At 74.0% G+C, this 22027-nt stretch carries 18 protein-coding genes and 1 tRNA gene; 9 read left to right on the forward strand and 10 right to left on the reverse strand.

What is annotated here, in order from left to right; translation table 11 throughout:
- Positions 1–5: 5 nt before the first annotated feature.
- The 9 genes from VEL82_08395 to VEL82_08435 all read right to left on the reverse strand — a co-directional run bounded on the left by VEL82_08395 (position 6) and on the right by VEL82_08435 (position 8079).
- Positions 6–1382 (reverse strand): TldD/PmbA family protein, encoded by a 1377-nt coding sequence (locus VEL82_08395; protein HXW67875.1) that lies wholly within the window; start codon positions 1380–1382, stop codon positions 6–8.
- 2 nt (positions 1383–1384) lie between these two features.
- Positions 1385–2836, reverse strand: coding sequence for a TldD/PmbA family protein (locus tag VEL82_08400; protein ID HXW67876.1), 1452 nt, complete (start codon positions 2834–2836; stop codon positions 1385–1387).
- 52 nt (positions 2837–2888) lie between these two features.
- Positions 2889–3857, reverse strand: a complete 969-nt coding sequence (locus VEL82_08405) for a transcription initiation factor IIB (protein HXW67877.1) — start codon at positions 3855–3857, stop codon at positions 2889–2891.
- Between the two features lie 11 nt (positions 3858–3868).
- On the reverse strand, positions 3869–4135 hold the full coding sequence (locus VEL82_08410; GenBank protein HXW67878.1) for an H/ACA RNA-protein complex component Gar1: 267 nt from the start codon (positions 4133–4135) through the stop codon (positions 3869–3871).
- Between the two features lie 34 nt (positions 4136–4169).
- Positions 4170–5282, reverse strand: coding sequence for a hypothetical protein (locus VEL82_08415; protein HXW67879.1), 1113 nt, complete (start codon positions 5280–5282; stop codon positions 4170–4172).
- A 3-nt stretch (positions 5283–5285) separates the two neighbouring features.
- The gene (locus VEL82_08420) at positions 5286–6530 is read right to left on the reverse strand and encodes a hypothetical protein (GenBank protein HXW67880.1); all 1245 of its coding nucleotides are present in this window, start codon (positions 6528–6530) and stop codon (positions 5286–5288) included.
- Positions 6531–6623: 93 nt separating this feature from the next.
- A complete protein-coding gene (locus VEL82_08425; protein ID HXW67881.1) occupies positions 6624–6779 on the reverse strand; it encodes a hypothetical protein in 156 nt (51 codons plus the stop codon).
- Between the two features lie 71 nt (positions 6780–6850).
- Positions 6851–6970: transfer RNA gene (locus VEL82_08430), tRNA-Ser, on the reverse strand.
- A gap of 65 nt (positions 6971–7035) precedes the next feature.
- Positions 7036–8079 carry an SIS domain-containing protein gene (locus VEL82_08435; GenBank protein ID HXW67882.1) on the reverse strand — a complete coding sequence of 348 codons (1044 nt, stop codon included), beginning with the start codon at positions 8077–8079 and terminating at the stop codon, positions 7036–7038.
- Between the two features lie 180 nt (positions 8080–8259).
- Between VEL82_08435 and VEL82_08440 the strand changes: the two genes are divergently transcribed.
- From VEL82_08440 to VEL82_08450, 3 genes are read left to right on the forward strand one after another with little or no spacing between them, the layout of a single operon-like run.
- Positions 8260–10533, forward strand: a complete 2274-nt coding sequence (locus VEL82_08440) for an ATPase domain-containing protein (GenBank protein HXW67883.1) — start codon at positions 8260–8262, stop codon at positions 10531–10533.
- Positions 10530–11312 (forward strand): ATPase domain-containing protein, encoded by a 783-nt coding sequence (locus tag VEL82_08445; protein ID HXW67884.1) that lies wholly within the window; start codon positions 10530–10532, stop codon positions 11310–11312. Before VEL82_08440 ends, VEL82_08445 begins: the two co-directional genes overlap by 4 nt.
- Before the next feature lie 41 nt (positions 11313–11353).
- Positions 11354–11848, forward strand: a complete 495-nt coding sequence (locus VEL82_08450) for an EVE domain-containing protein (protein ID HXW67885.1) — start codon at positions 11354–11356, stop codon at positions 11846–11848.
- On the opposite strand, the gene VEL82_08455 is transcribed toward VEL82_08450, so the two are convergent.
- Positions 11772–13028, reverse strand: a complete 1257-nt coding sequence (locus tag VEL82_08455) for an HD domain-containing protein (GenBank protein HXW67886.1) — start codon at positions 13026–13028, stop codon at positions 11772–11774. The genes VEL82_08450 and VEL82_08455 overlap by 77 nt on opposite strands.
- A 109-nt stretch (positions 13029–13137) precedes the next feature.
- Between VEL82_08455 and VEL82_08460 the strand changes: the two genes are divergently transcribed.
- The 6 genes from VEL82_08460 to VEL82_08485 form a co-directional block, all read left to right on the forward strand.
- Positions 13138–17718, forward strand: coding sequence for a tetratricopeptide repeat protein (locus VEL82_08460; protein HXW67887.1), 4581 nt, complete (start codon positions 13138–13140; stop codon positions 17716–17718).
- Positions 17719–17781: 63 nt separating this feature from the next.
- A complete protein-coding gene (locus VEL82_08465; GenBank protein HXW67888.1) occupies positions 17782–18336 on the forward strand; it encodes a hypothetical protein in 555 nt (184 codons plus the stop codon).
- A gap of 1 nt (position 18337) precedes the next feature.
- Positions 18338–19072, forward strand: coding sequence for a zinc ribbon domain-containing protein (locus VEL82_08470; GenBank protein ID HXW67889.1), 735 nt, complete (start codon positions 18338–18340; stop codon positions 19070–19072).
- Between the two features lie 16 nt (positions 19073–19088).
- Positions 19089–20258: an SPFH domain-containing protein gene (locus tag VEL82_08475; protein ID HXW67890.1), complete on the forward strand. Its 1170-nt coding sequence runs from the start codon at positions 19089–19091 to the stop codon at positions 20256–20258.
- Between the two features lie 37 nt (positions 20259–20295).
- Positions 20296–21270, forward strand: coding sequence for a zinc ribbon domain-containing protein (locus VEL82_08480; GenBank protein HXW67891.1), 975 nt, complete (start codon positions 20296–20298; stop codon positions 21268–21270).
- A gap of 49 nt (positions 21271–21319) precedes the next feature.
- Positions 21320–22027, forward strand: a 708-nt coding sequence (locus VEL82_08485) for a hypothetical protein (GenBank protein ID HXW67892.1), incomplete at its 3' end; no start/stop codon positions are given.

The following is a 22027-nucleotide window of genomic DNA, read 5'->3' on the forward strand; positions in this document are numbered from 1 at the left end:
CCGAGCTAGAAGAGCGTCGTCGACGTGAAGCGGAACGACCGGGTCAGCAGCGCCGGGCAAGTGATCGCCGGCTCGCCCCGCTCGTAGGCGTGGATGCGGCGCGTGCGGCCGACGAGCTCGATCCCGCGCAGGGTGCGCAGGACGCTGTCGGTGAAGCGGAGGTTCCGGACCGGCCCGGCGATCTCCCCTCGCTCGATCCGGTACGTGCCGTCCCGCGTCATGCCGGTGATGATGCCCCGCCCGGGGTCGACGATCCGCACGTAGTGGAATCGCGTCACCCACAGGCCGCGGCGCGCCCCGGCCACGAGCTCCGCCTCGCTCGCATCGCCCGGCGCGAGCAACGGGTGCGTCGGGATCGGCCCCCAATCGCCGTGCGGCTCCTCCGGGGGGGCCGCGTGCCCGGTCGACGCGCGCCCGAGGCGCCCGCCCACGATCGTGTCCATCGCCGCCGGGCCGGCCACGCCCCGGCGGATCAGCGGGAGCGGCCGCGCCGCCACGCCCTCGAAGTCGATCCCCACGGGCAGCGTGTCGCGGGAGCGGGGGTCGTCGATCAGGTCGACCGACGGGGGGGCGATGCGCCGGCCGCGCTTGCCGTGCAGGCAGCTCCAGCCGCGTTCCTCGCCCACGCCTCCGTAGCCCATCAGCGCGAGGAACAGCAGGAGCTCGTGCACCGCGGTCGTGCCGAGCACGACCCGGTAGGCGCCCGGCGCCGCCGCGGCGGGTTCGGACGTCGCCACCCGCTCCGCGGCCTCGCGGCCCAGCGCCTCGGGCGCGAGGCGCGCGGCGTCCCAGTGGGCGCCGTCGGACCAGCCCGACACCGGCGGGTCCCGGTCCGGTCGGTCGACGAGCACGCTCGCCTGGGCGCCGGAGCTCCGGGCCGTTCGGTCGAGCCCGCGGGTGTTGACCACGCGCCGCTCGTGGCCCCCGACGTGGACCGCGCCGGCGACGCGCGCGGCGGGCGCGTGGGCGAGCGCGCTCTGCAGGATCGCCTCGGCGAGCCGGGTGACCCCGGCCGGATCACGGTCCGCCGTCACAGCGGAGTAGGCCGTGGCGGTCGGACGGGGCGCGCCCTCTCCGGGGAACCCCGGGAACTTCGGCTCGAGGGGGGCGACGCGGGCGAGCGAGCGGGCCGCGCGCACGACCGCCGCGATGCCGTCGTCGGAGACGTCGCTGGTCGTGGCGGTGCCCAGGCGCCGGTCCTCGGCGATCCGGACCGAGACGTGCGTGGTGCGCTCGTGGTGCGGCTGGGTGATCCGGGAGTTCGCGAAGCGGATCGTGGTCCACGCCGAGCGGACGATCCGCGCGTCGCTCTCGACGCCGTCCGGCAGGGCGGCGAGGGCGGCCGCGACGCGGTCGCCGACCGAGGTCCGACGCGTCGGCACCGCTAGCCTCCGCGGACCGGCACGTGGCGGAAGCGCGCGACCGGGGCGCCGTGGCTGACCCGGGCGACCTGCGAGGGCTGGCCCTTGCCGCAGTTGGGCAGGCCCCACAGGTGCCAGGTCGACGCGTCCGCGACGGCGTCCATCTTCGCCCAGAACTCCGGCGTCATCCCGGCGTAGATCGGGTTGCGCACGATCTCGCCGAGCTCGCCGCGGACGATGCGGCGGCCGAGCTCGGTGCCGAACTGGAAGTTGAGGCGCTTATCGTCGATCGACCAGGAGCGGTTCGTCGCAAGGTAGACGCCCTCGTCGACGCCGCTCAGCAGCTCGTCGAGCGACATTGTGCCGGGCCGGAGGTCGACGTTCGTCATGCGGATCAGGGGCGCACGGTCCGGTCCGTCGGCCCGGGCGGTCCCGCCGGAGTGGGCGAGCCCGAGCTGGGCCGCCGACTCCCGAGAGGAGAGGACCCCGACCAGCGTGCCGCGCTCGACGATCGGCACGCGCTGGGCGGCCACCGCCTCGTCGTCCCAGCCGAACGTGCCGAGGCCGCCGGGCTCCGTCGCGTCCGCGACCACGTTCATGAGCGGGCTCCCGTAGGGCAGCGATCCGATCCGGTCGGCGGCGACCCAGCTCGTCCCCGCGTAGCCGGCCTCGTTGCCGTAGATCCGGTCGAGCTCGACCGCATGGCCCACGCTCTCGTGGACCTGGAGCGCGAGCTGCGACGACTCGAGCACCACCGTGGTCGTCCCGGTGGGACAGGCCGGCGCGTCGAGGAGGGCCAGTGCCTCGCGTCCGACCGCCTCCGCGTGGGACACGAGGTCGAGCCCCCGGATGAACTCGAAGCCGGCCTGCGCGTAGTCGCCGCCGAAGGAAGCGGGCCAGGAGCGCCGCTGGACCATGCCCGCGCGGATCGCGGTCGCCGCGATGCCGGCGCCGACGTGGACGATCCGCGAGCGGTACGCCGCGCCGTCCGTGGACCGGAACCACTTGACCTCCTCCCACGCGTCGAACGAGGCCGCCCCGCTCTTCACGGACGGTCCGACGTGCAGGAGGCGCTCGCTCTCCGTGAGCAGCGCGACGATCTCCTCGTGGCCGACCTCGAACGGGTCCTCGCGGACGGGCGAGGAGTAGCGGCCGTTGATCGGTCCGTTGTCGTCGGTGACGCTCAGCGGTTGGCGCGTCGAGCGGCTCGCCGCGCGCGCGAGGCGCACCGCCTGGCGCGCCGCCGCCCGGACCCCGGCCGTCGTGAGGTCGCTCGTACCGGCGAACCCCCAGGCGCGCGCGGTGCGCACGCGCACCCCGAGGCCCGCGGAGGTGCTCGACGTCAGCGCGTCCGCGACCCCGTCGCGGACGGCGATGTTCAGGTACCGGTACGGGGCGACCAGCCGGACGTCGGCGTAGTCGACGCCGGCCGTCTCGGCCGCGCCGAGCGCGACGTCGACGAGCTCCTCGGACACGGCTCCCGGGCCCGCCACGCGGGCCCCCAAGATAAGCTCCCGCGCCGCCGACCTAGAGCATGACGCGCAGGTTGAGCTTCTCGGTGAGCTCCTTGTAGCGGTTGCGGATCGTGACCTCGGTCACGCCGGCGACCTCCGCGACCTCGCGCTGGGTCCGGCGCTCGCCGCACTGCACGCTCGCGATGTAGATCGCGGCCGCGGCGACCCCGGTCGGCCCCCGGCCGCTCGTGAGCTCGCGCTCGGTGGCGTCCTTGAGGATCTCGTTCGCGCGGGTCTGGATCTCGCCCTTGAGCTTGAGCTCGGAACAGAAGCGCTGGATGTAGTCCTGCGGCCGGGTCGGCATCAGCTTGAGGTGGAGCTCACGGGTCATGAACCGGTACGTGCGGCCGATCTCCTTGCGCCCGATCCGGGACTTGGAGGCGATCTCGTCGAGGGTCCGAGGCACGTTGCACTGTCGGCAGCTGCCGTAGAGCGACGCGGCGACCACGCCCTCGATCGACCGGCCCCGGATGAGATTGCGGTTGACCGCCTTGCGGTAGATCATCGCCGCCGTCTCCCGTACGTTGCGCGGGAGCGCCATGCCCGAGGCGATCCGGTCGAGCTCCGCGAGGGCGAAGGCGAGGTTGCGCTCCGTGGCGTTGGAGACGCGGATGCGGCGCTGCCACTTGCGCAGGCGGTAGAGCTGCGCGCGGTTGCGCGTCGGGATCGACTTGCCGTAGGGGTCCCGGTTCTTCCAGCCGATCTCGGTCGACAGGCCCTTGTCGTGGATCGTCAGCGTCGTCGGCGCCCCGGTCCGCGCCCGCTTCTCGCCCTGCTCGGCGTCGAACGCGCGCCAATCCGGGCCCTGGTCGATCATCGACTCCTCGAGCACGAGCCCGCACTCGTCGCAGACGAGCTCGCCGCGCTCGTAGTCGCGGGTCAGGTGGTTCGATCCGCAGCTCGTGCACCGGGTGGCGACCGCGAGGTCCTCGGCACGCGGTGCCGCCTTCTCGACGCCCCCGTTCTCCCCGTCGTCCGGCACGCCCGCCTCCCTCACTCCGTCTCGAGGATCGTGCCGATGAGCGCGAACCCCTCCGCCGGGGTCGGCGGACGCGCGAGCCGCACCGATAGGTACGGTCGCGCGACCGGCCCGAATACCCGCAGCACGGTGCCGTGGACGACGCGGCGGCGGTCGGTCACGCGCGTCCCCTCGGCCGGCGCCTCCGCGGTCGCGGAGCGGACGGTGAGATTCCCCGAGGGCGTGACCGCGCGCACGATGCCGACCTCGCACGGAACCGGGCGGGGGGCTGCTCGCGGCAAGTGGTATAAACGACTTGCGATAGGTATTAAAGCGTTACGGTCGAGGCCGGGAGGCCCGGCTGCGGGCCCGGGCGGCGGCCGCCTCGGGGGTCTCTCCTGCCGGCGGTATCTCGGGCGGCACGTACGGGTTATACGGCAGGAACGCGAGCTTCTCCTCGGGCTCCTCGCCCTCCTCGGGTGCGTGGGCGTCCGAGGTGTCCCCGGCGGGTTCGGCCGGCCGCCGGCTCGTCTCTGGTCGCTCGCCGAGGGAATCAAGGTCGCCCGGCGCGACGCCCGAGACCGGCTCGGCGGCGAGCTTGCGCTCCCGCGAGATCCGGTCGACCTCGAGGTAGAGCGCCTCGATCTCCTCCTCGGGCGTGCCGTAGCGCCGGTCGTCGATCCGGCGATCGTCGCTGAGCGCCGCGCGGACCTGGCTCATCAGGCGCGCCGCGCTCTGCGCGTCGCGGGCGCGCCCCTTGATGCGCTGGAGCCGACGGGCGAGGTTGCGGGCCTCGCGCAGGATCTCCTCCTCCTCGTGCGGGCCCGGGACGGGCACCGCGGGCGCGCGCGGGATGCGCGACACGGAGCGGCGTGCCTCCACCAGGCGCTGGGCCGTGAGGGCGAGGTTCTGGTCCTGGACCGCCTGCAACAGGAGGCCAAAGGCGCGCCCGGCATCCGCGACCTCCTCGCCGCGGTTCCGGGCCCGCCGGATCGACTCGCCGAGGTTCTGTGCTTCCTGCACGCAGAACTTCGGGATCGCGTCGTTGAGGACCGCGAGCGCGAGCGAGGCGCTCGCCGCGGCCTTCTGCATCGAGCCGGAGCTCAGCGGCTCGCTCTGCAGGCGCGTCCGGGGGTTGCCGACGCGGGTGTCCAGATGCTGCAGGTCGACGCCGAGCGTCGAGGCGATCGCGCGGAGCTCGTCCGCGCGGCGGAGGAGCTCGCGGACCCAGGTCCAGTCCTGCGCGACCTTCGTGAGCAGGCTCTCGCCGCCCTTGACCACGCGCTCGGCCGCGGCCGCGTCCCCAGCACCGAGCGCGCGGTCGAAGGCGTCGCGGATCTGCATCGTGGGAAACGGCAGCCCCTCGAGCTCGAGCTCGTGGCCCTGCGCGGTGAGCCGATCGAGGCGGGCGCGCAGCGCGACGATCGCCGCGGCATCGGACTTCGGCATCGCCTACGCGCCCTCCGGCGCGGCCGCCAGCATGCGCATCAGCCGGGCGAGCGTCGCGTCCGCGCGTTCGACCTCGCGCCGACGCAGCAGGTCGGTGACCTCGCGGATCTGGACCGCGGCATCCCGCGCCACCTCGCTGTCCGGCGGCAGGGTCCGCACGCGGCCGGCGAGGGCGCGGGCCTTCCCGAGCAGCCGGGCGAGCGCCTCGCCCTCGGACTCCCGGGCGGGGGGCGCTTCGGGCGCGGGCGGCGGCGCGACGGCGATCTGCTGCGCCTCGCGCGACTGCTCGAGCCGGTCGATCTCGAGCCGGAGCTCGCGAACGGCGTGGGTCGCGTCGACCAGTCGGCCCTTCTTCAAGTGGCGGGTTGCCTCGGCATGCAATCGCCGAGCGAGCGCGGCCGGCGGGTGGTCCTCGGGGTACCGGTCGAGGGCCGCCTCCTGACGCCCGAGCTCCTGATCGAGCGCGCTCGGGATGGCCTCGTGCAAGAGCATCAGCACCTGGGCAGCCGCCTGCACGACCGCGTCCAGGCGCTCCTCGGTGAGCCCGCTGCCATCCAGCTGGTCCCGCATCGCGGAGACCTCGCCCTCGATCTCCCCGAGCGGCACGCCGAGCTCCTTGGCCTCCTTGCGGAGCGCGTCGATCTGGCGCAGCAGCCCCTGGAGGCCGCGCCAGTCGGACTCGAACTGGCCGATCCGCTGCTCGGTCTCCAGCAGCAGCGGCCCGACCTGCTCGCGCTCTTCGCCGCGGATCGCCGACTCGAGCCGTCCGAGGTCGTCGCCGAGGGCGAACTTGACGCCGCTCGCCCCCAGGGCGGTCGCCCGCGCCTGCAGCTGCTGCAGCCGCTTCGACAGGAACTCCTCGGTCTGGCGGTCGAGGCTCCGCTGGGCCCGTCGCAGGACCTCGAGCGCCTCGCTGGCGCGGCCCTCCGCCTCGATCAGCGCGGCCTGGCACATGTCGCTCGTGACGTCCGGTGCGCCGCGGCCGAGCTGGCGGACGCTGTCGAGCTTGCCGCGGAGGTCGCGGCTGATCGCGGCGCACAGCTCGGCCTCGGGAGACGGCGGACCGGCCGTCGAGGTCACCGGCGCCGGGATCGTCGCGGTCGCGGCTTCCATCTCCGAGGCCGTGGCCCCGTTCGGGCCGATCGTTCGGAGCGCCTCGATCGCGAGCGCGGTGGGGAACCCGCAGACCGAGCAGTGGGCGACCGTGGGCGGGATCGGCTGGTCGCAGATCGGACAGTTCGACGCCACGGTGTCTCGGTGCCCCTCTAGTAAGGACTATAGACGAAGCTCCCGACCTTAACCTCTTGCCCGGCGAGGAGACGGCGGCGGAGAGTGGCGCGGTCAGCCCCCGCTGAACGTGGGCACGACCGTGAGCCGGACGTCCCGCTCGATCGCGGTGTCCAGCGGGATCGGCGTCTCGCCGTCGAGCACCGCGCTCCCCTCGGGCGCCAGGCCGGTCGCGCGGAGCACGCTGCGCACGAGCGTGCCCGCGGGCACGACCAGACGACGCCGCTCGACGCGCCCGGCCCGCGCGAGCTCGAGGTGGACGGTGACGCGAGCGGGGGAGGCGCTGAGGGGGAGACGTCCCGACGTCCGGAGCCGGGTCCGGGCGTCTTTTGAACTCCCGCGATGCATACGCACCACCAGATCTCGAATCTGGCGCCTTGGCCGAGCTAGGCTACCTCAGCACCCGTGCCGAAGGGAGCGGCGGCGGGCTTAAGCGCTTTTGTCGGAATCCGCAGGGCGGAAACCCTCAGCGCCGTGCCGGGTCGGCGAGCGCGGCCTTGAGGCGTGTGATCGCCTCGACGGGGTACGGGTCGACGTGGCGTGCCTCCGCGAGGAACAGGCTGAGATGGTCCCCGAGGGCGAGCCCCACCAGCAACGCCTCGAGCCGGTCCTCGGATTCGAGCGGCACGCGCAAGACCCGCACGCCGCGGCGCGCGAGCAGGCGGTCGAGGTAGTCGAAGCTCTTGCGCGTCGGGGCGCTCTCCTCGGACCACTCGATCAGGACGACGGCGCAGCGACGCGCCTCGGTCGGTCGGACCGCGTCCCAGCCCACGAGCGCGTTGTGGAACAGCTCGGGCACCTCGTCGAAGAAGGCGAGACACTTCGCGTTCTCCTCGATCTGCGTCGCCCAGCGACGGGCGAGGCCGGCGAACGCGCTCTCCGCGTAGACGATCGGCAGGCGGTCGCCCAGCCGCCGTGCGAGGCGGGCGGGAAGACCGCGGGCCCGGCCGAACTCGGGCACGGCGGCTTCGACGCGGCTCGCGGCGTTCTCGAGCCGGCGCTCGTTCGATTCGGGGAACAGCGGGTCGATCAGCCCGAGCAGGCCGCCGAACATGGTCCCCACGGCCGTGCGGGGCGGGATCCCGGGCGGTAGCGGCAGGAAGGGCACGCCGTCGCGCTCGGCGCGCTCGGCGAGCGTGCCACCGCTCGTGACCACGACCCGGCGGGCCCCGGCCCGCCCGGCCGCGTCGTAGGCGCGCAGGGTCTCCCAGGTGGTGCCGGAGTAGCTGACCAGCACGACGAGGCTGTGGCGGCCGACGGCGCGCGGCAGGTCGGGCGAGCGGACGACCTCCAGCGAGAGCGCGGTCTCGGCCGCGACGAGGCCCCGCGCGAGCTCCGAGGCGATGCCCGAGCCGCCCATCCCGACGCAGAAGACGGTCGTGGTCCGCGCGCTGGCCCCCGGAGCGATAGCGACCCCGGATCGGAAGCCGTCGCGCAGCCCGCTCGGAAGTGCCGCGGCGAGCGCGCGCATCTTCGCCGGACCGCTCGGCTCGAGCGCACGGTTCCGCATCGTCGGGCCGGGCGCCCTGCGGAAGATATCCCTTGCGGGCGGCGCCCGCGACGGCCCGAGGCGCCCTACGAAACTACTTGAGCCCGCACGGGCCATTCGGACCGGCCGGCTCCCCGTGGGGGCCCGGAGGCGATCACGGCATCCGGACGTCGCAGCCCTGGGCCGGAGTCCGACGCGCGGATCTCGACCGGCAACGCCGGCCTCGACACGATGCTCGGCGGCGGCGTCATCCCGCGCCGCCCGTACCTGCTCGTCGGACCGGCCGGCACCGGCAAGTCGACGCTCGCGATCGAGTTCCTGTGCGAGGGCGCGCGCCGCGGCGAGCGCGTGCTGCTCGTCACGCTCGAGGAACCCCCGAACGAGATGCGCGTGAACCACCGGGGGCTGTCGAGCGAGTTCGACCGGGTCGACGTCTTCGACGCGATCCCCGACGTGATGCGTTACGAGCGCGTTCCGTTCAAGGACATCTCGGCGGTCCGACAGGCGATGCCGTTCGGGCACGTGCCGCTCGTCATCCGGCGCACTCCCGAGCTCACCGGGGTCGAGGTGACGATCACCGCGCTCGAGCAGATGCTGCGCAGTGAGGTGGCGCGCAAGGGCTACACGCGCGTCGTCATCGACTCGCTGACCGCGTTGCAGTACTTCTGCATGAAGGGATTCAACGAGGTCGCCGGCGCGCAGATGTTCCTGCGCTTTCTCTCCGATCTCCGGGTCACGACGTTCCTCACGGTCGAGTCCCCGCTCGAGGACGTCGACACGACCGAGCGCGCGCTCGCGCGCGGCGAGATCCGCCTCTTTCGCTGGGAGCTCGACGGCAAGACCGTTCGGGCGATCGGCGTCGAGAAGCTGCGCGGCGGCTCGCACGACGTGCGCCTGCATCCCTACCGCATCGGACCGCAGGGCATCGACGTGCAGCTCGGCGTCACGATCTCGCGCGATACCCGGCGCATCATCGAACCGACGCCCCTGGTCGAGCTCGCCGTGACCGTGCCGTCCGGCGCGGTCGGCTCGCCGCTCGACCCGCTCACGGACGAGGTCGCGGACCTCGTGGCCGTCGGCGCGGACGTCGGCGCCATCCGGACGGAGATCGAGGCCGCGCTCGATGCCGTGAACCGCGGGGACCGCGTCGCCGCCTCGGGCCACATCGCGGCCGCCTCGGCGCTCAGCATGGATCTCGCGGGCGGCTACCGTGCTCCCGGCGTCGACGCCCCGAGCACGGGTTCCGATCCCGGCTCGATCGCCCGGCGCCGGATCATCGCCCGCGGCGACTCGGTGCGGGCTGGGGTCGCCCCGACGGAGCTCCCGGCAAGCGCCGAGCTCGAGCCGCAGCTGCGCCGGGTGTTGGGCGCGCTCCCCCGCGGTCCGCCCGCGGCCAGCGTGTCGCCGGCGCCGTCTCCGCCGGCCGTGGCGCCGGTGCCGGGGGTTCCGGCGCGAGAGGTCCCCAGCCCGAGCGCACCGCTCCCGCCGCCGGCCACCCTCGTCGCTCCCCCCGCGCCGCCGGCTCCCAACCCCATCGCGCCGGCGTCGGTCGCCCCGCCGACCCCGACCCCGGGCCCGGCGGCGGCCCCCGTCCCGAGGCCCGCCCCGACTCCCTCGGTCGCGGCCCCGGCTCGCGCTGGGGCGGAAGCGGCGGCGGCGCCCGCGAGTCCGTCGCCGATCCCTCTCGCGAACCCCGCACCCACGGCCCCGACGCCACCACCCCCCGTGGTGACGGCTTCCGTGGTCACGCCGCCGTCCCCTCCACCGCCCGCGCCCGCACCGCCCGCACCGCGGACGGCGGCCGCTCCGCCCCAGCGTCCTCCCGCTCCCCCCTCCCCACCGATGCTCCCCGCGCGACACGCGCCGCCGCCGCCTCCACCGCCTCCCGCTCCCGAGCGCCCTCCGCCGCCGGCCGCACGCCAGCCACCGCCGCCGCTACCCAGTCCGCCCTACGTGGCGAGGGCTCCGCCCCCGGCCGCACCGCCGGTGGCGAGCCCGCCCCCTCCGCCGTTGCCCATCGCCCCCCCGCCAGTGCCCGCGGCTCCGCTCCCGGCCGCTCGCGCCCCCACCGGCGCGGCCGCAGCCGCTCCGATCCAAGGCTCCGAGGCCGCCGCGGCCCCGACGCCCGCCACGGCACCGGCCCCGGTGCCCTCCGAGCCGGCGGGCCCGCCGCGGCGACAACGCAAGCGGGCGGCGAAGGCGGGCAAGCGCTCCAACGAGCCGGCCACCGGTCCGCCGCCTCCCGAGGACGCGGCGGCGACGGCGGGCACCGGGCCCGCCGCCCGCGAGGGCGATGCCGAGGCAGAGGCCGGCGTGACGGATGCCGCGACCGGCCGCAGGCGGTCCGCGCGACGACGCAGGTCGGCGACGGCCGCGACGGCCGAGCCCGCGCCGGCCCCCGGTCCTTCGGGCACCCCGCCCGAGCCGCCGCCCGCCCCGGCCCCGTCGGAGAGTGCGCCGCCCGAGGCAAAGTGACCGTCGCGTCCTCCGCCCTGGTCCAGGAGCGCGTCGCGACCGGCATCCCGGGCCTCGACCGGATGCTCGGCGGTGGACTGATCGCCGGTCGCCCGTACCTCGTGACCGGCGGCACGGGCAGCGGCAAGACGCTCCTCAGCCTCACCTTCCTCCTCGAGGGCCTTCGGCAGAAGGAGGAGGTGCTCCTCGTCGCGGTCGACGAACCCCCGACGGAGATCGCAGAGAACGTGCAGTCGTTCCGGTGGGACCTCTCGGCGGTGAAGACGCTCGATGCGAACCCCGGCACGCGAGGGATCCGCAAGACCGCCGCGGTCCAGGAGATCCGCACGATGACCGATCTGAAGACGATGCGCGACCTCACCGAGGAGAAGAAGAAGACGAGCGAGATCGAGGAGATCTCGATCCAGTCGATCTACCTCAAGCTGCGCCAGCAGATGGCCGACGTGCCGTTCCGCCGCGTGGTGATCGACTCGATCACGTCGATCCGCCGATTCGCCGTGAAGTCGTCGCAGGACCCGCAGGCCGAGCGCACGGAGATCCAGTCGCTGCTGCGCTTCCTCGCCGAGCAGAACGTGACCGCGCTGATCACCGCGACGCCGAGCAATCCGGGCGTGCTGACGCCCGAGGAGATCCTGACGCGCGGGGAGATCCTTCTGACCCGTAAGTGGATCGGCGACCGCTCGGTCCGCCAGATCAAGATCGTCCGGATGCGCGGCGCGGCGCACGACCCCGAGCGTCGGCCGTTCGGGATCACGCCCCAGGGGATCGTGCTCGGCTAGCGCGGCGCCAGCCTCAAGCCCGCGCGGCGCTGGTCCGGGCCGTGGCGCGCTGGCTCGTGAAGTCCGACCCCGAGGACTACGCGTTCGCCGACCTCGAGCGCGACGGACGCACGGAGTGGACCGGGGTCCACAACGCTCTAGCGCTGCGCCACTTGCGCTCGATGGCCCCGGGGGACGCGGTGCTCGTGTACCACTCCGGTGGCGAGCGCGCGGCCGTCGGGCTCGCTCGGGTGGAGTCCGTCCCGCGACCCGACCCCCGGGACGCCCGCGGCTCCTGGACGGTGACACTGGCCGCGACGCGCCGTCTCGCCCGCGCGATCCCTCTGGACGAGCTGCGGCGCGTGCCGGGCCTGGACGGCTTCGTCCTGTTCCGCATGGGTCGGCTCTCCGTCCTGCCCGTCTCCGCCCGGGAGTGGGCTCGAGTACTGGCGCGCGAGTCGCTGGCGGCCGCGCCGCGCCCTACGGGATCGCCCGCGGCTCGCGCTCGAGCCACCGGCTCGCCGCGGCGCGGAAGCGCGGAGCGACGTAGACGCTGACCGGCCAATCGGCCGGCGGTCGCATCACGAGCGCGTGCCAGGGGCTCACGGCGCGGAACGGATAGGTGATCATCCGGCCCGAGGCGAGCCCGACGTCCTTCCAGTCGTCCGCCGGGTCGCCCCGCGCCCCGAGGCCCGCGAGGTCGATCACGACCGCGCCGGCCGGAGCGCGCAGCCGCCCGGCGAGCTCGTCCTCCAGCCCGCGTCGCTCGGCCGGGTGCTCCGCGAGCCGCTCCCAGCGCCGACGGGCCGCGCGGGTCATCGAGCGGAGCCCGAACGCGCGCTTGTGGAGACGCCGCTCCAGGACCGAGCGGATCAGCGCGCCGCTCGGGCCTCCGCCGTCGGCGAGACGCGTGAGCAGCTCGCCGTCGGTCCAGCCAAAGAGCTCCCGGGCGCTCTCGGGATAGCCGGCCCGTCGCTCGACGGCAGCCTGGGCCATCACCTCGGCCGCCCGCACGGTCTTGTGGAAGTAGACCGTCGAGTACATCAGGGCCCGACCGACGAGGAACCCCTCGACCGCGCTGCGTCCCTTTTCGGCGAAGACCAGCCGGCCCTCGATCAGCCGGATCGTGTCGAGGAGGCGGATCGCGTCGATCGCCCCGTGCGCGACGCCGGTGTAGTGCGCGTCCCGCTGCAGGTAGTCGATGCGGTCGGCGTCGATCGCGCCGTGCAGGAGCCGGCCGACGATCTCGGGGGCGACCGGCGCCGTGGGATCTACGAGCGCGGCCACGCTCTCCGGCTCGATCCGGTGGCGCCGTAAGATGGCCGGGACTGACGAGCTCGCGCCGTCGGCACCCGTCCCCTCGATGCGCGCGCGCGAGAGGCGCTCGTGCCCGAAGCCGAGGGCTTCCTGCATGGGCCCGTCCAGGGTGTGCGAGAACGGGCCGTGCCCGAGGTCGTGCAGCAGGCCGCCGATCGCCAGGAGCCGCGCCTCCTCGGCGGGGAGGCCGAGGCGTTCGGCGAACCGGGAGGCGACCCAGAACGTGCCGAGCGAGTGCTCGAGGCGCGTGTGGTTGGCGCCGGGAAAGACGAGATGGGCGAAGCCGGTCTGCCGGATCCCCCACAGGCGCTGGAATTCCGGAGTGCCGACCAGGTCGAGCGCGACCCCGCTGAGCGGGATCGGGCCGTGGACTGGGTCGAAGATCGATTTCGCCGTCGCGGCGGGGGCACGTCGGACCATCCGGCCCCCGAGGCGCTCCTCAGGATAAGGTGGGCGCGCGGTCGAGACCTCGCCGCTGCTCGTCCGCGCCGAACGTATTTAGGCCGATGGGTTCGTCGAGGTAGCGCCGATGGCCAGTGCGTCCCCACCGGGGGGTTCCCCGGTCGCCCCGGATCCGCTCGATGACGTGCGCCGCGGCTACAAGGCGGCGATCGAGGCGGAGGCCGGCACCGATCGAGCCCAGTACACGAGCGCGCTGAAGGCGTTCCTCGCCACCGTGGAGACCCACGCCAAGGAGCTCGCCGACGCCGGCGGCGAGGTCGGCCCGTGGCTCGACGACGCGGCGATGGCGTTCTACCGCGCGTCGCAGCCGGAGCTCGCGCGCCGGGCCGTCGACCTCGGCCTGCAGTTCACCCCCGGCGCTTCCTCCCTCCTCCACCACAAAGCCCTGATCCTCCTCGCCCAGAACGAGGACCTGCCCGAGGTCGTCGCCCTCACCGGCCGCGCGATCGAGGCGAACCCGCACGACAAGGGCCTCTGGGCGACCCGCGCCGACGCGCTCAAGCTGCTCGGGCAGACGCCGGAGGCGGCCGAGGCGTACCTCCGCGCGCAGCAGCTCGACGCCACTTCCACGCAGTACGTCGACAAGTCGCTCAAGCTCGTTCCGAACAACACCCGGGCGCTCCGCATGAAGCTCGAGCTCGCGCGCGCGAACGGCGGGGAGCTGCCCGCGCTCGAGGCCTGCGAGGAGCTATTGCGCACGACCCCGGACGATCCAGAGCTACTGCTCGCGCGCGCGGACCTGCTGGCGGCCGTCGGCCGCCTCCCCGAGGCCCTCGACGCGCTCGAGCGCGTCCACGCCGTGGCGCCGGACGACCCGCGCGCGAAGATCCTCCACGTCCGGACGCTGTTCCGGGTGGACCGGGCGCCGGATGCGGTCCCGATTGCGAAGGGGATCGTCGCGGCGACCGAGGCGCCGGACGCGTCCGCGCTGGACGAGATCGCGCGCGCGCTCGAGGCCGACGCGCCGGATCTCGCGGTCGCGGCCCGCGAACGCCTGCGCGAGGTCGACCCGCGCAACCTGCAGAACCTGATCGAGCTGCGGGACCTCGGCCTTCGGCTCAATCGCAGCGAGGTCGCGCTGGCCGCCTGCCAGGCGATCCTGGCCGCGCAGCCCGACCACCTCGACGCGATGCGGAGCGTCGCGGAGATCGAGCTCGCCCGCGGCGACGCGGAGAAGGCGATCGAGGCGTACCGGGCGCTCGCGAAGGCGCACCCGCACTCGGTCCCCGACCTGCGTCGGGCGCTCGAGGCCGCCCGCTCCGCCGGGCGCGACGACATCGTCCGCGAGTTCGCCGCCGCGATCCTGGCCGAGGAGCCGACCGAGGCCGAGGCCCAGGTCGAGCTCGCCCGGACGCTGGCGGCGGCCGGCGACAGCGCCGGCGCCCTCAAGGCCTACGACGCGCTGCTCGCCGCCCACCCGGGCGAGCTCGCCTACCTGCTCGAGAAGAAGGAGATCGTCGCCCGATTGAGCGAGCCGGCCGCGCTCGCGCCGGTCCTGGACGAGCTGTTCCGGCTGGACCCGACGCGCACGGACGTCGCGGTCGAGCGGGGGAACCTCTACCTCGCCCTCGCGTACGACCAGGCGGAGGGCTCGGCCGAGCGCGACCGGGCCGCCCGCACGGCCCTCGTCTCCTACGAGCGCGCGTCGACCGACACCGAGGCCGCGGGCGTCAGCGAGCTCGGGCTGGCCCGGGCGTCCCGCCTCGTCGGGGATCATGATCGCGCGGTCCGGGAGTACCGGGCGTTCCTCGACCGGCCCGGTCACGAGGCGCGCCACGACGTGCTCAAGGAGCTCGGCCACGCGCTGCGCGAGACCGGCCGCAACTCCGAGGCGAGCGAGGCGTACATGCGCGCGATCCGCGGTGGGCTCGAGGACGAGGACCTGTTCTGGGGGGCCGTGGAGGTCCTCAGCCAGCAGAACCAGGAGGCCCGCGCGCTCCAGCTGATCGAGGTCCTCTTGAGCCGGGCGCCGCAGAACCCGATCTTCCTGCGGAAGAAGGGACAGATCCTGTTGCAGAGCGGCCGCCGCCCCGAGGCGCTCGGCCTGCTTCAGGCGGCGGTCCAGGCGACCCCGAGCGATCCGCACGCCTACTTCGAGGTGGGCGAGGCGCTCCGCGCGCAGGGCGCCTACGCCGACGCGATCGATTACTTCCGCCGCGGGCTCGCGATCGATCCGAAGAACCGCCACGGGCGCCTCGCCTTGGCCGAGACCCTCCTGCTCGCCGGCCTCTACCCCGAGGTCGTCAGCCTCTCGGACGCCCTCCTGAAGGAGGACCCGAACGAGATCGCGGCGTGGAAGGCCCGCGGCGACGCCTGGCGCGCGCTGGGCCGGCCCTCCGAGCTCCTCTACTCGCTGACCGCGATCCTGCTGCTCGACCCCGAGAACGGTCCGGCGCTCCTCGAGAAGTACCGCCTGCACCGCGACGCCGGCGAGACCAAGGAGGCGTACGAGGCCCTCAGCAAACTGCTGTCGGTCGACGGGCCGGAGGCGAAGGACGCCGCGCTCCAGCTCGAGCTCGGCGACCTTGCCGCGAGCCTCGGCCTCGCCGACGAGGCGAACCGCTCGTACGAGCGCGCGGCGGAGATCGACCCGGTCTTCCGGGTCGAGATCGCGATCCGTCGGGCCCGGCTGCGCCTCAACTCGGGCCGCCCCGACCTCGCCCTCGAGGTCCTCGACGAGGGCCTGAAGACGTCGCCCGCCGGCGCCCCGGCGAACCTCGCCGCGCTGCTGTTGCGCGCGGAGGTGCTCAGCGCGCTCGAGCGGCCCGCCGAGGCGCGCGCGGTCTACGAGGAGGTCCGCCAGCGCGAGCCCCGCTCCCCGGTCGCGATCGCCGGCAGCGCCCGGGCGCTGCTCGACGAGGGGCGCCACGGCGACGCGCTCGAGTTCCTGCGCCAGTCGATCCCCCAGATCCCTCCGCAGGAGTCGCTCTATCTACTGCTCGCCGAGGCGGAGAGCGGGCTCGGCCACCTCGACAGCGCGGCGGACGCGCTCCGCAAGGGCGTCGAGCTGCTCCCGAAGAGCGTCGCGCTGTGGGTGCGGCTCGGGGAGACCGGCATCGCGCGCCAGGCCTGGACCGACAGCGCGAACGCGTTCGCCCACGCGCTCTCGCTCGCCCCCGCGGACGTCGACGTGCTCCTGCGGGCGGGCTTCGTCGCCGAGCGTCTCGGCCACCCGAACGAGGCGCTCTCCTTCTACGAGCGCGCGAGCGAGGCCGACCCGAAGAGCAAGCAGGCGTGGACGAGCCGCGGGCTCGCCCTCCTCCAGACCGCGCGGCCGCAGGAGGCGCAGTCGAGCTTCGATCGGGCCCTCGCGCTCGACACCGACTTCGCGCCGGCGAAGGACGGCAAGCGGCTCGCGATCCAGAAGACCCGCGACGCCGAGATCCAGCGCTACGGGCGCGATGCGCTCCTGCTCGAGGCGAAGCTGAACCGGACGGTCGCGAAGAACGATCTGTTCGTGACGCTCCACGTTCCCTACGAGTTCCTCGAGCCGGTCCTGGCGGCGATCGGCCGCTCGCCCGACCTGAAGCTCGATCGCCTCGAGGAGACGGAGATCCGCGACCTCGAGAGCGCCTCCTACCACCTCGTCACCCAGGCGCTCGAGCGTCGACCGGCCGGCATCGAGCGCCGGGGCTTCACGCTCGCCGACGTGGCGGTCCTCGCGCCGCCGGGCTACTCGCTCGAGCAGACCCAGCGGCTCTTCGGCTACCTCAAGGCGGTCCTCGAGGCCGACCTTCCTCCGGAGAACCTGCGGCTGACGCCGGACGTCGAGGAGCTCGCCCGGCGCGCGCTCCTGCTCCCGCCCGAGCAGCGCACGCTCTTCCAGCTCGTGCGCAACCTGCGCGTCGGTCTGTACAAGGCCCGCCTGATCAAGGTCGTCGAGGAGGCAGGAGCGGCGGTGCACGCGCCACTCCCGTCGCTCGACCTCGGCGCCTACTCTCCGGAGTTCCGCACCGAGGCTCCCCCGGCCGACGCGGCCGGGCCGGCGCCCGCGGGCGAGGAGTACTTCGCCCCCGAGACCCGACCGGCGCCCGCCTCCGCGCCGGCCCCTGCACCCTCCGCGCCCGCGCCGCGATCGGCGGCGCGCGCCCCGGCGCCGGCACCGCAGCACCAGGCCGTGCTCTACGCCCCGTCGATCGGTCTCGCCGGCCCGGTCCCACCGACGACCTCCCGCCCCCGCTGCGTCGGCTGCGGCGGGATCGCCTCGGCGGTCCACGTCTGCGGCGCGCCGCTCTGCCAGCACTGCATCGGGCAGTTCCCGAAGTGCCCGAAGTGCGGGCAGCCGATCTCGACGGACAACACGCGCGGCACCGCGGGCACCGCCGTCCACGCGGGCAGCCGGGGCGCCGCGCGTGCCCGACCCCCCACGCCCGCCGCCCGTAGGGAGGGCGCGCCGCCACGCCCGCCCGGCGAGCGGCGCGCGGCCGCTCCGACGACCCGCGCGCCGTCGCCGCCCCCGGCCCGAGCGGCCACCGCGCCGGCGCCGAGGCCCGCAACGGGGCCGGTCTCCGCCGGGCCCCCCGCTCCCGGCGCTCCGCCCCCGGCCGCGAATCCTTCCGCGACGAAGATGGCCGAGCCTCCGGTCCCGCCGTCGTCGCCCGCGGTCCGCCCGCGCCGGGACAAACCGGACGACGAGCCCCGGCTGTGACGCGCCCGCGTCCCGCGCTCAGGCTCTTATAGTTCGCGCGACTGAATCGACGGACGATCCGCCATGTCGAGCCCGTCGAGCCCTCCGGCCGCCTCCGGCACCCGGTGGAGCCCCTGGGTGCTCACCGCCCTGTTCCTCGTGATCGGGGCGATCCTGTTCTACCTGGTGTACCTCGCGTTCCCGGCGAACCAGCATTTCGACGGGCTCCTGTGGATCGGGATCCTCTCGCTGATCTTCGCCGTCGTCTGCTATCTGGCGGAGTCGATCTCGCGGGACCCCGCGGCCCAGCGATCGCTCGCCTGGGCGTTCTTCGGCCTCGGCTTCGCCGTGCTGTTCCTCACCCTCGGGCTCGCGCCGTACTACGGCGTCAGCCTCGGCACCTGGCAGCTGGTCGGGCTGCTGTTCACGACGATCGCGCTCGCCGTCGCCATCGCGCTGATCGGCTGGCGGATCCGCGCGGTTCGGGCCGAGCCGCAGCGCGAGGCGCAGCGGGAGGCCTGGCGGGAGCGCCCGGCCCCGTCCGCGTTCTCCTACGCGGCTGCGAACTCACCGTCGGTTCCCGCGACCGCCCCGCCTCCGCCCGGCTCGCATAGCCGCCCGCCCGGGGGAGGCGCCTAGGATGGCCGCCGCCACGGTCCCGTGTCCCCGGTGCGGGGCCCCGGTGCCGGCGGGCAACCGCTTCTGCAACAAGTGCGGGGCCGCGATGGCGGCGCCGCCGGTCGCCGCGGTCAGCCCCAGCGTCCCGCCGGGTGCCGCCGCCCCTCCGGCCGCCGCCGACTCCCCGCCCGCGGGAGACGCGGCCGGCGCGTCGGGGGCGACACCGGTCGACCTGCGCCAGAAGGTCGACGCGGACCGGGGGATCATCAAGCGCCTGCAGCTGCTCGTTCCCGGTTACCGCGCCTACCGCCAGGGCGAGGACATCCGCGCGGCCGACAGCCTGCTGCGGCTCCAGGTCGCCGACAAGATCAAGAACGCCCGGGCGACGATGGACAACACCCGCCAGGCGCTGGTCCAGGCCAACCAGTTCGGTTCGTTGACCGACATGGCGCCCCTCGTCGCGGACCTGATGCGCTTGGAAGGCGAGATCCGCCACGCGGAGCAGGGCTACACCGGCATCTCGCCGGCGATCCGTCTCAACCCGCAGCAGCTCGACCGCCTCTACGAGTACGACTTCGGCTTCGCCCAGGCGGGCGACCAGCTCGCCCAGACGATCGCGGCGCTCCCGGCGATGGCGACGGGGCCGAACCCCGCCGGCATCAGCGGCCTATTGTCGACCGCGCGGGGCCAGGTCAACCAGCTCGAACAGGCGTTCAAGGCCCGCGTTCAGGCGGTCGAGGGCATTCGCGTTTCGTGAGGTAGGAGAGCAGACGATGGTGACCAACAACCCGATTCCGGCGTCCGGCGGCAGCCTCATCGGCGCGACCACGATCAACTGGGAGGACGCGTACAAGGGCCCGAACGTGATGTGGCGCGTGCCGCGCAACATCAAGTGGGGCGACAACGTCGTCGTCCGCGAGGACGAGACCGCGGTGTTCTACCGCGACGGGAAGGTCCTCGCCTACCTCGAGCGGCCGGACCGCTACTCGCTGACGAGCCTCAACGCGCGCCTGCTCGGCAACCTCGTCCAGGCGCTCAGCGGCGTCCGCCAGGAGGCGGAGGTCTACTACCTGCAGCGCCGCCTGTTCGACGGAAAGTTCGGCAGCACCGAGCCCTACGTCTTCCGCGACCCGGATTTCGGACTCGTCCAGCTGCGCGTCTTCGGCGCCTACCGCTGGCGCGTCGGCGCGCCGGACAACTTCATCAACACGTTCGTCGGGACGTTCGGCGCGGCGACCACGCCCGACGTCGAGGCGCGCCTGCGCGACCAGATGGTCCTGCTCGTCTACAACACCCTCGGCAAGCTCAAGGACCAGGGCATGCGGGTCACCGACCTCGCGACGCAGCTCACGACGATCGAGCAGGCCGTGCTCGGCGCGATCCCGCAGCACTTCGGTCCGCTGGGCGTCGAGGTCCAGCAGATCCAGGGGCTCTCGATCAACCTGCCGGACGAAGTCCAGAAGGCGATCGACACCCGCTCGACGATGGGTGTGCTGGGCGTGAACTACCTGCAGTACCAGGCGGGCCAGGCGATGACGACCGCGGCTGCGAACCCGTCCGGCGGGGCCGGGGCGATGGCCGGCGCCGGCGTCGGCCTCGGCGCGGGCCTCGGGATCGGCTACGGCATGGCCGGACAGATGGGCAACGTCTACGGTCAGGGCGCGATGGCCCCCTGCCCGAAGTGCGGCGCGCTGGTCCCGCCGGGGACGCGCTTCTGCCCCTCCTGCGGCAACCCCATGGGCCCCCCGGCCGCCGGCGGGGCCGCCGGGCCGACGACGCCGTGCCCGAAGTGCGGCCAGCCGGTGGCGGCGGGCGTCAAGTTCTGCCCGAACTGCGGCGCGTCGACCGCGCCCCCGGCCCCGCGCACCTGCCCGAAGTGCGGGAAGTCGGTGACCACGACCGGAAAGTTCTGCCCCGAGTGCGGGGCCCCGCTCGGCCCCTAGGCGCGCGCGTCGCGGAGCCCCGGGAGGATCGCGGTCGATGTTCTGCCAGAAGTGCGGGGCCCAGCTTCCGGACGGGGCCCAGTTCTGCTTCAAGTGCGGGACCCCGGTCGCGGGCGGCGCGGGAGCGGCGGCCCCGGCGGCCGCGACGGCGTCCTCGTCGCCGACGATCGCCGCCGCGGGCGCCCAGGAGCTCAAGTGCCCGTCCTGCGGCGCCCCGATCCACCCGACGTTCGGCGAGATGGTGATCACCTGCGACTACTGCGGCGGGTCGGTGACGCTCGGCGGCGCCGGCTGGAAGGAGATCAACAAGCACACGATGCTGCCGTTGAAGGTCACCGACCGAAACCAGGCGCTCAAGGCGGTCCAGGACTTCGTCGACCAGGGATTCTTCCACCGCAAGGACTTCGAGGAGTCGAAGATCACGGAGGAGCGCCTGTCGTACGTGCCGTTCTGGGTGATGCCGACCTCCGCGTCGACCACCTACCAGTACCAGGCGATGGGCACGACCGTCGGGGCCACGGCGGGGACGATGGCGGCCTCGGCGCTGCTCGCCGGCGCGCTCGGCGGCCGACGCGGCGGGCTCACGGTCGTGCCGATCATGGCCGGACCGGTCGTCAACCCGAACCGCTCGGAGACCGTCTCCGGGCAGTACGAGTACCCCGTGGTGGCGGTGAAGGCGATGAGCGCCTACCAGCCGAAGGACTACCAGTTCGCGCTCGCCGAGCGGACGTTCTTCGACAAGAAGACGATCCCGGACGGCACCGCGGTGCTCAACGGCGACCTCAGCGAGGACGCGGCGCGCCACGCGGCCCAGGCCTACGTCCAGCAGCTCCAGAGCGAGCTCGTCCACAAGAAGCACAGCATGGTCAGCCAGCTCCGCACCCAGGTCGACATCTCCGACGGCGAGCTGCTGCACGTGCCGATATGGTACTTCCACCTCGACCACAAGGGCCAGGGCACGATCGTGCTCATCGACGGGCACGCCGGCAAGGTCATCCGCACCGTCTCCTGAGCCCCTCGAGGTCGTAGTTTTAAGCCGAGGTCGTGGCCTCGCCACGTCGATGCCGTTCGCCGCGTCGCGGCTCTCGCCTGCCTCGAGGCCGCGCCGGGCGCTCGCCCCCCCCGCGATCGCCCTCGTCGCGCTGACGCTCCTCGCGGTCACGCTCCCGGTCTCGAGCGCGGCGTCGCGCGGCGCCACGGTCGCCCCTGAGCTCTCGCCCCCGGCCCGGCCGTCACCCTCCGCCCCTGCGACGGTCCCGCCCGCGGCCGCTCCGGTCGCGCCGCAGATCCCCTTCTCGGCGACGACCGCCGGCAGCGTCGTGCGGACCGCGTTTCTGAACTACAACTCCTCGCTGACCGGCAACTTCCCGAGCACCGTCTGGAACTGGGAGGTCGGGCCGCCCGCGGTCGACCCGGCGACGGGCGACGTCTGGCTCCCGACGAAACCGATCGCGCTCAGCGGGATCCTCGCCCCGACGTTCGCCCCGGCCCTCGTCTACGACCCGGCGACGAACCAGAGCCGGACGGTCCCCCAGCTCGTCAACACCTCGGCGTTCGCCTTCGACGCGGCCAACGGGCTCCTCTACGCGACCGACCCGCTCAACGACACGGTCGCGATCTTCTCCCCGACCACGGACACCTGGGCGCACCCGGCGCTGCCGGTCGGAAGCGATCCGTCGGCGATCCTCTACGACCCCGCGTCGAAGAACCTCTACGTCGCCAACGCCGGCTCGAGCAACGTCACCGTCATCAACGGCAGCACGAACTCG

This window comes from Thermoplasmata archaeon (assembly GCA_035622275.1).
Taxonomy (GTDB): Archaea; Thermoplasmatota; Thermoplasmata; order Lutacidiplasmatales; family UBA184; genus Lutacidiplasma.

What these genes read in the sequence shown, in the direction of transcription:
- VEL82_08465 (HXW67888.1), top strand. Translation starts at nt 17,782, where the DNA reads ATGTCGAGCCCGTCGAGCCCTCCGGCCGCCTCCGGCACCCGGTGGAGC.
- VEL82_08475 (HXW67890.1), top strand. Translation starts at nt 19,089, where the DNA reads ATGGTGACCAACAACCCGATTCCGGCGTCCGGCGGCAGCCTCATCGGC.
- VEL82_08480 (HXW67891.1), top strand. Translation starts at nt 20,296, where the DNA reads ATGTTCTGCCAGAAGTGCGGGGCCCAGCTTCCGGACGGGGCCCAGTTC.
- VEL82_08415 (HXW67879.1), bottom strand. Translation starts at nt 5,282, where the DNA reads ATGCCGAAGTCCGATGCCGCGGCGATCGTCGCGCTGCGCGCCCGCCTC.
- VEL82_08460 (HXW67887.1), top strand. Translation starts at nt 13,138, where the DNA reads ATGGCCAGTGCGTCCCCACCGGGGGGTTCCCCGGTCGCCCCGGATCCG.
- VEL82_08435 (HXW67882.1), bottom strand. Translation starts at nt 8,079, where the DNA reads ATGCGGAACCGTGCGCTCGAGCCGAGCGGTCCGGCGAAGATGCGCGCG.
- VEL82_08470 (HXW67889.1), top strand. Translation starts at nt 18,338, where the DNA reads ATGGCCGCCGCCACGGTCCCGTGTCCCCGGTGCGGGGCCCCGGTGCCG.
- VEL82_08455 (HXW67886.1), bottom strand. Translation starts at nt 13,028, where the DNA reads ATGGTCCGACGTGCCCCCGCCGCGACGGCGAAATCGATCTTCGACCCA.